General features: G+C 51.8%; 10 protein-coding genes and 1 pseudogene. 5 read left to right on the top strand and 6 right to left on the bottom strand.

Annotated elements, in window-relative coordinates; all coding sequences use genetic code 11:
• Positions 1 to 253: 253 nt before the first annotated feature.
• The 4 genes from mepS to KQJ19_RS18640 all read right to left on the bottom strand — a co-directional run bounded on the left by mepS (position 254) and on the right by KQJ19_RS18640 (position 4558).
• Positions 254 to 823, bottom strand: coding sequence for a bifunctional murein DD-endopeptidase/murein LD-carboxypeptidase (gene mepS, locus KQJ19_RS18655; RefSeq protein WP_003027474.1), 570 nt, complete (start codon positions 821 to 823; stop codon positions 254 to 256).
• Positions 824 to 1236: 413 nt separating this feature from the next.
• On the bottom strand, positions 1237 to 1950 hold the full coding sequence (locus KQJ19_RS18650) for a phosphatase PAP2 family protein (RefSeq protein ID WP_019077242.1): 714 nt from the start codon (positions 1948 to 1950) through the stop codon (positions 1237 to 1239).
• Between the two features lie 35 nt (positions 1951 to 1985).
• Positions 1986 to 2972 (bottom strand): GTP-binding protein, encoded by a 987-nt coding sequence (locus tag KQJ19_RS18645; RefSeq protein ID WP_019077241.1) that lies wholly within the window; start codon positions 2970 to 2972, stop codon positions 1986 to 1988.
• A gap of 119 nt (positions 2973 to 3091) precedes the next feature.
• The gene (locus KQJ19_RS18640) at positions 3092 to 4558 is read right to left on the bottom strand and encodes a fructuronate reductase (protein WP_216403969.1); all 1467 of its coding nucleotides are present in this window, start codon (positions 4556 to 4558) and stop codon (positions 3092 to 3094) included.
• A 202-nt stretch (positions 4559 to 4760) separates the two neighbouring features.
• Between KQJ19_RS18640 and uxuA the strand changes: the two genes are divergently transcribed.
• Positions 4761 to 5951: a mannonate dehydratase gene (gene uxuA, locus KQJ19_RS18635; protein ID WP_016156994.1), complete on the top strand. Its 1191-nt coding sequence runs from the start codon at positions 4761 to 4763 to the stop codon at positions 5949 to 5951.
• Positions 5952 to 5996: 45 nt separating this feature from the next.
• Here the strand turns inward: uxuA and KQJ19_RS18630 are convergent, their stop codons facing one another.
• Entirely contained in the window at positions 5997 to 7469 is a 1473-nt protein-coding gene (locus KQJ19_RS18630; protein ID WP_049281989.1) for a PLP-dependent aminotransferase family protein, read from the bottom strand.
• Positions 7470 to 7634: 165 nt separating this feature from the next.
• Between KQJ19_RS18630 and torC the strand changes: the two genes are divergently transcribed.
• Genes torC through torD form a run of 3 tightly spaced genes read left to right on the top strand, consistent with a single transcriptional unit; the run spans position 7635 to position 11898 of the window.
• Positions 7635 to 8774: a pentaheme c-type cytochrome TorC gene (gene torC / locus KQJ19_RS18625; RefSeq protein ID WP_216403968.1), complete on the top strand. Its 1140-nt coding sequence runs from the start codon at positions 7635 to 7637 to the stop codon at positions 8772 to 8774.
• 3 nt (positions 8775 to 8777) lie between these two features.
• Positions 8778 to 11276: a trimethylamine-N-oxide reductase TorA gene (gene torA, locus KQJ19_RS18620; RefSeq protein ID WP_153690200.1), complete on the top strand. Its 2499-nt coding sequence runs from the start codon at positions 8778 to 8780 to the stop codon at positions 11274 to 11276.
• Positions 11266 to 11898, top strand: coding sequence for a molecular chaperone TorD (gene torD, locus KQJ19_RS18615; RefSeq protein WP_200102506.1), 633 nt, complete (start codon positions 11266 to 11268; stop codon positions 11896 to 11898). The genes torA and torD overlap by 11 nt, the downstream gene beginning before the upstream one ends.
• Positions 11899 to 11954: 56 nt before the next feature.
• Here the strand turns inward: torD and yeiP are convergent, their stop codons facing one another.
• The gene (yeiP, locus tag KQJ19_RS18610) at positions 11955 to 12527 is read right to left on the bottom strand and encodes an elongation factor P-like protein YeiP (RefSeq protein WP_016153740.1); all 573 of its coding nucleotides are present in this window, start codon (positions 12525 to 12527) and stop codon (positions 11955 to 11957) included.
• A gap of 157 nt (positions 12528 to 12684) precedes the next feature.
• On the opposite strand from yeiP, the pseudogene KQJ19_RS18605 reads away from it, so the two are divergent.
• A pseudogene (locus KQJ19_RS18605) lies at positions 12685 to 12779 on the top strand (YkgJ family cysteine cluster protein); the annotation flags it as partial.

Genomic DNA, 12779 nt, shown 5'->3' with positions numbered 1-12779 from the left:
CACCAGGAGCGCGACGATAAGCCCCGTTAACATACAGGAAAGCAGGATTTTCTGATTGGATGAAGAGGAGCGTTTAAACATAGTTCCTTATGTTTACCTGAGTTAACCGCTTATTCTGTATGAATATAACCTGAAATGACTCACCTTGTGAGATTTTTCTTAGTCACAAGACAAAGCAAAAAAAAAGCACCGCCGAAGCAGTGCTTTTCAAAATGTCTCATCAGGATAGCCAAGGGATAGCTGCCAAACGAAATTAACTGCGGCTCAGGACCCGGCGAGCTTCGTTGTAACGTTTTTTCCAGTAAGGTTCGTTCATGCTGGAAATGATAACGCCGCTGCTGGTCGAGGCGTGTACGAACTGGTTGTTGCCGATATAAATACCGACGTGACGGCCAGTGGAGCCAGCACGGAACAGAACCAGATCGCCTGTGCGCAGGTTAGTGCGCGAAACGGATTTACCCGTTTCCTGTTGTTCGTAGGTTGAGCGAGGAAGCTCTAAACCAAATTGCTCGCGGAACGTACGTTGTACGAAGCTTGAACAATCAATGCCTTTTTTGGTGCTGCCGCCAAGGCGGTAACGCACGCCTTTCCAGTCAGCATACTGGTCCATAATACGTGATTTAACATCGATATTACGGACCATATTTTCAAATTCATCCTGAGAGGCTTGCAGTGAAGAGTTATCTCCATTGCCCACAGCATGCGTCTCAGAATGCATATTCCTGGCGGTGTTCGTTGTGCTACATGCAGAAAGCAGAACCGCAACTGCTATCGCGGGTATGCCCCGCAAGATATATCTCAAAATCGGTTGAGATTTGACCATTTTGTTTGTTTTCCCTTGAAGTCCTTAACGATAAATATCGTTATAAAAAATGCCAAACGTGACGAGACTAATTACCATCGCACGATGAGACAATTCTTTAAGATCAAATCTGTGGCAGAACGCACAAATTTATTCCTGAAGAGAATAATTATCCCGCGAGGCAAAACGAGTTCGAGATTACCCGATCGGTCCGGTCATTGCGAGTGAATTTACGTGATTTCTTATAAGAAAAATTGATACAGAAAGTGAATAACCGGCATTGCCTAAATTAAGAACAATCGGGATAAAAAAGACGCAACCCAATCATTTTAAAGATGAATAAGATGACGGGAGAATGACAGCCAGAATGATGAAATATCGGCAAGCATCATCAGGGAATCAGAGTTTTCCCTGATGATGTTAATTACTGTGCGTTATTTGTTTAAAAAATGTTTGTTTTTACCGGGCAGATAATTCGCAAACAGAGTGACTAATCGGTCGCTTAACGGTGTCATTAGCCACCAGGGAAGACCAATCAAGACGACAGTCATGGAACCGATCACGATATCGGTGAGCCAGTGAGCGCCAATCATTATGCGTGGAAAGGCAAAAACCACAGCGATAATAAGGCCGATTATTCCGGCGACTTTTCCGAAATAACGCAGCATAAATGCGGAAAAAATAAGCAGCATCATACCGTGATCGCCGGGGAAACTGTCTCTGGACGCATCTTTAGTCGGAATATGCAACAGTTCGCTGACGCGATAAATATTATCCAGCATCAGAGTAGGGCTGGCGCGTTTAACGGGAATAAGCGCCTGGCCTAACTGATTTAATACCACTGCGGTGAGCAGCATAACCAGGCCAATAGCGACAATGCGTCGGCGACCTTCCGACGTCTCTTTCAGCCAAAAATGCAGCATCAAGGCGCCCATTGCCAGCAAGGAGCAACCATCAAATGCCCGGTTATTGGTAATAGCAACAATCCACAAGAACTGCGGGCTTTCCACCAGTTTCTGGTTAAAGAAGCGGAACACGCCCGTATCCAATGAAGACCAGATCCCATGTCCGGCAGGAAGATACCAGGACAGAAACAGCGCCAGCCCCGCAATATTGAGTAGGAGAATAAGAGGGTATCGGGTTTTCATCATCGTTTACCATTGCTATAAAAACGAAGGCAACCTTACGCGTTAGCGTCTAAACGAAGTCTCAACAATGCACTCTGTAGCGTATTCCAGTCGGTCTCAGTATCGGCGATGAGTTCAATACGGCTATCCGGTGGTGCGACGTTTTGCGTCTCAATATGCCAGTCCTCTCCCTGGCGGTTAATGCGCACCAGCCCTTCCTTTATACGCATGACACCTTTCACGCGCCCCACGGGGGCAAGACGGGACCATTCCAGCAGACCGATGGTATCGAACACCGTATCGGCGTCAAAAATCCAACCGCAGGCCTGATGGCCCTGGCCGCTGTTCAGGCTGCGCCGCCAGCGCTGCTGTGACGGCAGACTCAATGCCGCCAGTCCCTTTTTGTCTGCATGGCTATGGGCGTGCTCTGCGCTTGCAGGAAGCTCTGCCAGGTTTAGTCGGGGTAAATCCAGTAACTGCCCGTCAATTTGCCCATGGTCGGCATGAACCAACTGGCGATTGCCGCCGTAGTGTTGCCACCAGGTTTGCAAGGCGTTTTCGCTTTCCGCTGTGGCGCGGTCGGCTTTATTGGCAACAATGATATCTGCGGCGGCCAGCTGATCGCGGAAATTGTCATTGGCGACGCTTTTTTCATCCAGTAACAGCCGGGGGTCAAGAATACAGAGGGTCGCGCGCAGATCGATCCACGGTTCGTAAACCGGTGCGGTGAGTAAATCCAGAATTTGTTTAGGGTGTCCGAGGCCAGTAGGTTCAATCAGCAATCGATCGGGTTTTCCCTGACGCAGCAGCGTATTGAGGCCAACCTGCATCGGTAGACCGTTAACGCAGCACATACAGCCGCCGGGGATCTCTTTTAGCAATGCGCCGCTGTCGGCTAACAGGGCGCCATCAATACCTACTTCACCAAACTCATTGACCAGCACGGCCCACTTCTCTGCGGGATCCTTGTTCGCCAATAGATGAAGAATAGAGGTGGTTTTGCCACTGCCGAGAAAACCAGTGATGAGATTGGTTTTAGTCACAATTACTCCAGAATCATAAATTACCGTAATGGCATTTAACAATCCTGGCGAAAAATGGGGAAAAAGAGAAGGGGTGAGGGGACGAAGACGTGCTTCGTCCTGTTTAATGGCAGAAATCGTTAATTTTTTAACGTTTCAATGACAGCCTGATGCGCACCGTATTGGGCAATACGTTGCCAGGCCTGTTGAATGGCCGCGACAAACTGCGGATTCTGTACGAGATCGGCGGCGAAAATCTCATGCAGCGAAAGCAGGGCGCTGACGCGTTCTGATTCAGTGCTCTGTGCCACCAGAGCGGCAATTTTCTCACTGAGCGGGTCACGAATATCAATCGTAGCGCCTGAATCATCCACACCGCTCACGTAGCGCATCCAGCCTGCGATGCCGAGCGCCAACAGCGGCCACTCGCTTTGACGTGCTAAATGCACGCGGATCCCTTCCAGCATTCGCTGGGGTAATTTCTGGCTACCATCCATCGCGATTTGCCAGGTTTTGTGTTTCAGCGCCGGATTGGCAAAGCGGTCCAGCAGGCTTAAGGCATACTGATTTAAATCAACATCGGTAATTTGCAGCGTGGGGGCCTGTTCGGTGAGCATCAGCCGGTAAGCGGCTTCACGAAATGCGCTATCCTGCATACAGTCGCTGATGTGCTGGAATCCGGCCAGATAGCCGAGATAAGCGAGAAACGAATGGCTGCCGTTCAGCATCCGCAGTTTCATTTGTTCCCACGGCAAGACGTTTTCGACCATCTGGACACCCGCGGTTTCCCAGTGCGGACGACCACAGACAAAGTTGTCTTCAATCACCCACTGAATAAACGGCTCGCAGCTGATTGCGCAAGGATCGGCAACGCCCAGCTCGTGGGCGATTTCAGCCAGCGACTCTTCGGTGGCGGCGGGAACAATCCGATCCACCATAGTACCCGGGAAACTGACGTGTTCCTGGATCCAGTGCGCCAGCTCAGGAGAGCGTTTTTCCGCCATCCCCAGTACGGCATTTTTTACCACATGACCATTGTCCGGGATGTTATCGCAGGAAAGGACGGTAAACGGCTGCAGTCCACGTTCACGTCGGCGGTGCAGCGCTTCTACGATTATACCGGGGGCGGAGTGCGGTTCAGCCGGTGTCTGCAGATCGTGAATAATACGCGCATTAGAGAGATCTAACGAACCCGTTGCCGGATCGATGCAGTAGCCTTTTTCCGTGATGGTTAACGAGACAATCGCGACCTGAGGCTCGCAGAATTTTTCAATAATGGCCGCCAGCGAATCCAGCGTGGCGTTCAGGCATTCGTTAACGGCACCGATAACAATAGGCTGGTTGCCGTTAGCCCCTTTTTCTAACACGGTAAATAAATGATCCTGTTCGCGAAGCTGACGCATCAGCCGATCGCCACTGAACAGACTGATCTCGCAAATTCCCCAGTCTCCGCCCTGCGCATTCAGCACCCTGTCGGTTAATAACGCCTGATGGGCGCGGTGAAAAGCACCGAAACCAAAATGTACAATCCGCGTTTTTAATTGTTGGCGGTCGTACTGCGGCATCATGACATTTTCCGCCAGAGGCGCTGAGGCAATAGTTTTCATTAAATACACCTGATTAACCATTAATTAACAATGGCAGTATAAAGTTATATGACAGCAAATTGAATTGGTGTGCCTCATTTATCCGGGGAATGTGAGCTGGATCAATCAATGATAGGCCATCTGTTGAACATCTACGGGATGGCTGTATGGTAGTCGTCATTCAGGTAGTTTGATTTGGTATAACAACTTGTGGGGTGAAACAATGGAACAAACCTGGCGTTGGTACGGACCTAACGATCCGGTATCGCTTGATGATGTGCGTCAGGCTGGCGCAACGGGTGTTGTGACCGCCTTGCACCACATTCCCAACGGTGAAGTGTGGCCGGTAGAAGAGATTCAACAGCGTCAGGCTATTCTGGCTGAAAAAGGGCTGACCTGGTCGGTGGTGGAAAGTATTCCTGTCCACGAAGATATCAAAACGCGTTCAGGCCAGTACCAAACGTGGATTGCCAATTATCAGCAGAGTATCCGTAATCTGGCGACCTGCGGCATCGATACCGTGTGCTATAACTTCATGCCGATCCTCGACTGGACGCGTACCGATCTCGAATATCAGCTGCCGGACGGCTCCAAAGCGCTACGTTTTGACCAGATTGCTTTTGCAGCCTTCGAACTGCATATTCTTCAGCGCCCAGGCGCCGCAGCGGATTACACCGCAGAAGAACAACGCCAGGCGCTGAATTACTTCAATGCTATGAGCGATGCCGATATCGAAAAGCTGACCCGCAATATCATTGCCGGCCTGCCCGGTGCGGAAGAGGGCTATACGCTGGATCAGTTCCGTGCGCGCCTCGCTGAATATGACGGCATCAGCAAAGACGATCTGCGCGATAATATGGCGGTATTCCTGCGGGCGATTGTGCCTGTGGCGGAAGAAGTCGGCGTGCGTCTGGCTGTCCACCCTGACGATCCGCCGCGTCCGATCCTCGGCCTGCCGCGCATTGTTTCGACTATCGAAGATATGCAGTGGCTGAAAGAAACCGTCGACAGCATCAATAACGGTTTCACCATGTGCACCGGTTCCTACGGCGTGCGCGCCGATAACGATCTGGTGAAAATGATCGAAACCTTTGGCGATCGAATCCACTTCACGCATCTGCGCTCCACCTGCCGTGAAGATAACCCGAAAACCTTCCACGAAGGTGCGCACCTGCAAGGCGATGTGGATATGGTATCGGTGGTTGCTGCCATCCTGAGCGAAGAACAGCGCCGTAAAAAGGCGGGCGATTTGCGTCCTATCCCGATGCGTCCGGATCACGGACACCAGATGCTTGACGACCTGCACAAGAAAACCAACCCAGGCTACTCCGCGATTGGTCGCCTGAAAGGGCTGGCGGAAGTTCGCGGCGTTGAGCTGGCGTTAAAACAAACGCAGTTCCGCGATCTGCTGTAAGGTTAACAACAGGGATTGTGCCGCAGGCGCGATCCCTGTTATTCATCAAGGCTGCGCTAGCGCCTGCTCCAGTACCGACAGCACCTTTTTGATCTGCTGTATCTGCAATCCGCCAAACCCGAAAAACATAACAGCATCGCTATTCTCCTTACGCCATGCGGCTCCTGAGCCATTTTCAATATCTGGCAGAGTGTCAAAGCGGATCCCTGCCAGCAGGCAGCGCTGTTGCAGCCTGGCTATCATATCTGGGTGTCTGTCAACGCGTAACGAGAGGTGCAGACCCGCCGTTGCGCCAGCGATTTTCCCTGACGGAAACAGAACAGAAAGGCCATCGCGTAACAGATTGAGGCGCGCCGCATAGTTGCAGGCCAGCTTGCTGATGTGCGAGTAAAACACCTGATTTTGCATTAATTCGGCTAAAAATTGCTGCAATAACCACTGACTGCCATTGTTATTGAGTGCTTTCATATTCTTTACTGCCGGGAGCAGTTCATCAGGACAAATGAGATAGCCAAGACGTGTTCCCGGCCCCAGCGTTTTGGAAAATGTCCCCATGTAGATAACCCGGTTGTGATAATCCATAGCTTTCAGTGCAGGAAGGGGGTTCTCGCCATAGGTAAAAACAGCATCGTAGTCGTCTTCAAGGATATAAGCGCCGACGCGCTGCGCCCACGTCAATAATGACTGACGGCGTTCCAGCGAAAGGACGCTTCCCATTGGATACTGGTGAGCCGGAGTCACATAGCAAAGCTGGGTTTCATATTCGGGTAATTTATCTGTTTGCAGCCCGTGGTTATCTACAGCAATTGACGTAATGTCTGCACCGTAATAATTAAACAGATGCCATGCGCCAGAATAACAAGGGGATTCGGTCACAACGTGGCACTTTTTTTGCTGACTGACGGCATGATGAACAATAAATATTTGACTGAGCAGCGACAATCCTTCCTGAATCCCATTGGTAATGATGATGTTCTCCGCCCGGGTATTAATGCCGCGAGATAAATTAAGGTACCTGGCTAGTTGCTCACGCAGTGAAAATAATCCATTTGATGAATGATATCGGGTAAACAATTGCTCTTTAAGCACGCTTGGCGCGTTATTCCATTTTCGCCAGCTTGCCCAGGGAAAAGCATTGGGATCGGGGACGCCCATCCGGCAGTAGCACTCCCGCCCTGGCTCTGCGTAAACATCGGTAGAGACCCCGGCCGCTTTTGGTGTTACTGGCGGAGAGCCCTGGGGTACGGACACATGCGCAGGGGTTACACGTACAGGCGTGGTGAATATCACCTCATAGCCAATGCCGTGTCGGCTCTTAATTAATCCAGCCGCCATCAGCTTATCATAGGCCATCACTACCGTTATTTTGGCAATGTTCAATGCCTGGGCCTGCTCGCGAATAGAGGGGAGTTTATCTCCACACAGCAAATCACCCCGCTGAATGGCCTGTAAATAAAATTGAAATATCTGCAACTGCAGCGGAGTCCGGCTTTCTCTATCGAGAGTCAGTTTGAGCATGATAAATTCCTTATTTATAGATGGTAATTATATTACGGACTTCTGCTCTTTACTATTTGACGAACCTCATAGAGTGGATGCTGTTCCTATAATCTGCCTTCGCTGTCTCTATTTTTGATTTTTATTATCCCTTAGCGTGTCGCTATTAAAAAAATGGAGGCAAGCATGTCGTGGATAAGAAAAAACGCACTATGGTGCGCATTCGCCGGGGCGGTAGCAATGGCCCTGGCTATTTGGGGAACGTGGCAAGGCGTTCATTACACCAGTTCTACCGAGTTTTGTTTATCGTGTCACTCGATGCGCACATCTGGCGAGGAGTATAAAACCAGCGTGCATTTTCGTAATGCTTCAGGTGTGCGTGCGGAGTGTAAGGATTGTCATATTCCGCCAGGCATCGTCCCAACGCTGGTTCGTAAAACGCAAGCCTTAAACGACCTCTACCACACCTTTATCTCTCCTTCGATCGATACCTCGGAAAAATTTGCCGCAAAGCGGGCGGAGTTGGCCCAGCGAGAATGGGCGCGCATGAGCGCGAATAATTCAGCGGCGTGTAAATCCTGCCATAGCTATGAGGCGATGGATCACGGCAAGCAATCGGCAAATGCAGCGGCGCAAATGACCGCGGCGGCGGCAAAAGACAGTAACTGTATCGATTGTCACAAAGGCATTGCCCATCACAAACCCGATATGAGCAGCGGTTTTCGCGATCGTTACAAGCAGTTGCAGCGTCAGGGAGAGCAGTTACCCACGGCGACGACGCTGTATTCGTTAGGCGAAAAATCACTGACTGCGACAGCAGAGAGCCCGGCAGGTAAAGCCATGCTGTACCCGGCAACGCAAGTGCGTGTGCTGAAAAAAGAAGGAAAAAACGTTCAGATAGAGCTGACCGGCTGGCGGGAAAGCAAAGGACGTGGACGGGTGATTACCCAGTATATGGGTAAACGCGTTTTTGCTGCCGTATTAGATGCCTCGCTGATGAGCAATGTGAAGGTTGAGCAAACACAGGTTGATCCTGAGTCACATCAGGAGTGGCAGCAGGTAAGCGTGATGGCCTGGAGTTCAGCGGAGGGGTTTACCGACAATATTGACCCCCTCTGGCAATACGCCGATCAGATGTTGCAATCCACCTGTAGCGCTTGCCACAGCACGCCGCCGCCGACCCGCTATTCCGCGAATGGCTGGATCGCCGGACTGAAATCCATGTCCACCTACTACCGGCTTAATCCGGTGGAAGACCGTACGTTGTTGAAATATCTCCAGACTCACGCCAGCGATATACCTCAACCTAACAATTCAAAAGGATAATTTATGGATATTCATGATTTTAATCCGTCACGTCGACGGTTTTTAAGCGGAATGCTGGCAGTCGGTGCCGTCAGCGCTTTAGGGCCAAATCCACTGATCTCAAAGGTCTGGGCAGCGGGTGAAAACCCGGAGCAATGGATCCAGTCTGGCTCGCACTTTGGCGCTTTTGAAGCCAAAGTCGTGAACGGTGAATGGGTCGATACCCGCCCCTTCAAACATGACAAATACCCCTGCGATATGCTCAATGCCGTTCGGGAGGTGGTCTACAACCCATCGCGCGTGCGCTACCCGATGGTGCGGCTGGACTGGCTGCGCAAGCGTGAAAAGTCAGATCGCAACCAGCGCGGCGATAATCGCTTTGTCCGTGTGAGCTGGGATCAGGCGTTGGATCTGTTCTATGAGGAGCTTGAACGAGTACAAAAGACCTACGGATCTTCTGGTGTCTTTACCGGGCTGGCGGACTGGCAAATTGTTGGCAAATATCATAAGGCCGGCGGCGCGATGGATCGGGGACTCGGTTTGCACGGTAGCTATGTAACGACCGTCGGCGACTACTCGGCAGCCGCAGCGCAGGTGATTTTGCCGCATGTGATTGGTTCGCTGGAAGTTTACGAGCAGCAAACGTCGCTCCCGCTGGTTATCGAAAATACCCAAACCATCGTGCTGTGGGGCTGCGATCCTATCAAGAATCTGCAGATCGAGTTCCTGGTTCCCGATCACGATGCGTTTGGCTATTGGCAGCAGATTAAAGAAGCGGTTGCGCAGGGTAAGATGCGCGTTATCAGCGTTGATCCGGTGCGTAGCAAGTCGCAAAACTATCTTGGCTGTGAGCAGCTGGCGCTGCGACCGCAAACGGATGTCGCGTTATTGCTGGCGCTGGCGCATACCCTGTACGAAGAAAAACTGTATGACGTGGCGTTCATTAACGATTATACCGTGGGCTTTGAACAGTTCTTGCCGTATCTGCTTGGGGAAAGCGACAAGCAGCCGAAAAATGCCGAATGGGCGGCGGAAATCTGCGGCCTGACGGCGGAGCAGATCCGCGACTTCGCCCGCCTGCTGGTCAAAGGCCGGACACAGTTTATGGGCGGCTGGTGCGTGCAGCGTATGCACCATGGCGAGCAGTATCCGTGGATGCTGGTGGTGCTGGCCAGCATGGTTGGCCAAATTGGCTTGCCGGGCGGCGGAGTAGGGTTTGGCTGGCACTATAACGGCGGCGGGACGGTCACTTCTGGCGGTCCCGTCCTGTCCGGCCTCGGGAGCATCAACAATCCCCCGGCCGCGAAATACAAAGCGGATTTCCGCGGCGCTTCAGAGCATATTCCTACCTCGCGAATGATTGATTGTTTGCTGGCGCCAGGCAAAAAGATCGCTTTCAATGGTGAAACATTAATTTTCCCTGATATCAAAATGGCGATTTTCAGCGCCGCCAATCCGTTCCATGCGCAGCAGGATCGTAACCGCATGATCGAAGCGTGGAAGAAGCTGGAAACCGTGGTAGTTCTGGATCATCAGTGGACAGCATCCTGTCGTTTTGCCGATATCGTCCTGCCTGTGACCACGCGCTTTGAGCGTAATGACATTGAGCAGTTCGGTACACACTCGAATAAAGGGCTGATGGCGATACATCAGGTGGTTAAACCGCAGTTTGAAGCGCGACATGACTTTGATGTCTTTGCCGGTCTGTGCAAACGCTTTGGTCAGGAAGAGACATACCGCGAAAAGCGGGATGAAATGCAGTGGATAAAAGCCATTTATGATGAGGGCGCGAAAACGGGAGCGTCCCTTGGCGTGAGTATGCCGAACTTCGAGAGCTTCTGGCAGGGCGAAGGATACATTGAATATCCTGCCGGGAAGCCGTGGGTGCGTCATGGAGAATTTCGCGAACAGCCGGATATCAACCCGTTAGGAACACCCTCTGGTCTGATTGAAATTTACAGCAAAACCATCGCGGGCTTTGCCTACGAGGACTGCCCGGGGCATCCGGTGTGGATGGAACCCTTTGAGCGTACCCATGGCAGCAAAACAGATAAATATCCGCTGCATCTGCAGTCCTGTCATCCGGATAAACGTCTGCACTCCCAGCTGTGCTCAAGCGAGGCGTTTCGTAACACCTATGCGGTGGCAGGAAGAGAGCCGCTGTACATGAGCGAGTCGGATGCCCGCGCACGTGGCCTGAAAGCCGGGGATATTGCGCGCGTGTTTAACGCCAGAGGCCAGGTGCTGGCCGGGGTGGTGATCAGTCCGGATTACGCGCCTGGCGTCGTCCGGATTCATGAAGGCGCGTGGTATTCGCCGCAGGAAGGTGGGAAAGCGGGCACACTATGCACTTATGGCGATCCGAATGTGCTGAGTGCGGATATCGGTACATCACAACTGGCGCAGGGGCCTTCGGCGCATACGGTGCTGGTCGAGGTGGAGCGGTACCAGGAGAATGCCCCGCAGGTCACGGGCTTCGGCGGGCCGGAGGTTGTGAAAGAGGAGGGGGCAAGTGCAGCATAATCACATTCATCGACAGCGGGCGGCGGTGTACCAGTGGTTTTCGCAACTGCTGTTCCGTGAGCTGGACGAGGAGCAACTCATCCGCCTTGAAAGTGGGGAAAGCCGAAAGTGGCTGGCGTCGTTGACGGCTATCCCTGGGTTATCCGTTGATGTCAAAAACCTGGAACGTAGTCTCGTTCGGGCGCTGCGCCGTGAAAGCCGACAGCTGGAGCTGGCGGCGGACTATGCCTCGTTGTTTTTGCTGGCACCTCCCGGCGGCGTTTCTCCCTATGCGGGGCATTATCCGCATACGACCGCGCCTGAAGAACGCAAGGAAATGAATGTGCTGTTAGTCGAGTATGGGCTGACACCGCAGGACAACGAGCCTGCCGACCATATTGCTGTACAGCTGGCACTGATGGCGAGAATGGTTACCAAAAAGGAGACGTTATCGGCGCAATATTACTTTTTGCATCATCACATTATGTGCTGGGCACCCCTGCTACGGGAAAGTTGTTTACAGCGGGACGAAGAGGGGGTTTATCCTCAGGCGGTTAACGTCATAACGCATTTTATGCGTGAGGATGAGCTGTATCTGGAATCTCTGTTGGTGGATGATTTTTACCTCAGCAGCCAGGGCTGAAAAGAACAAAGGGACAGCAAATGCTGTCCCTTTTCACCGCTGTCGCAGCAGAAAAGTTAGTCTGCGCGGCCCATGTAGCGACGTTCTTCGATATGGATACGGATTTTTTCACCCGCACTCAGATATTCAGGAACCAGGATAACCAGACCGGTGCTCATGGTCGCTGGTTTGTTACGCGCACTTGCTGACGCGCCTTTAATGCCCGGAGCTGTTTCAACGATTTCCAGGTCTACCGTTTGCGGCAGTTCAAGCGCCAGCAGCTGGCCGTCCCAGGTCAGTACCTGCATATCCGGCATTCCGCCTTCCGGGATGAACAGCAATTCTTCTTCGATCTGGTCTTTGGTGAAGGTATACGGGGTATAGTCTTCTTTATCCATGAAGACGTATTCGTTGCCATCGACATAGGAGAAATCAACGCCACGACGGCTCAGGGTGACGGTATCAACGATGTCATCACCTTTGAAGCGCTCTTCAACTTTCAGACCGGTACGAACATCAGAAAAACGCATTTTGTACAGCGTGGCGGCGCCACGTGCGGTTGGTGATTGAATATCAATATCTTTTACAATCAGCAGCTTGCCGTTGTAATTCAGTACCATACCTTTTTTAATTTCGTTCGCTCTTGGCATCGAAAAAATCCTGTAATGAGGAGTGTCTAAAATATCGCGTAAAACTACTCGCGCCGGGGCATTCAGGCAAGCGGAATTGATGCTTTTGCTGGTGCCCAAAAGGTGTTACTGTGCGCTTCCTGCACAATCCGATGGTTTACGATAAAGAGAGTACTGTATGGAATGCCGTCCGGATTGTGGTGCATGTTGCACCGCGCCTTCAATTTCCAGTCCCATCCCCGGCATGCCTGATGGCAAGCCCGCTAATACACC

Origin of the sequence: Citrobacter sp. S46_ASV_140 (assembly GCF_018919545.1) — a bacterium.
GTDB lineage: Bacteria > Pseudomonadota > Gammaproteobacteria > Enterobacterales > Enterobacteriaceae > Citrobacter > Citrobacter braakii.
Note: the sequence above shows the minus strand (reverse complement) of the source record. Positions and strands in the feature narration are given on the sequence as shown.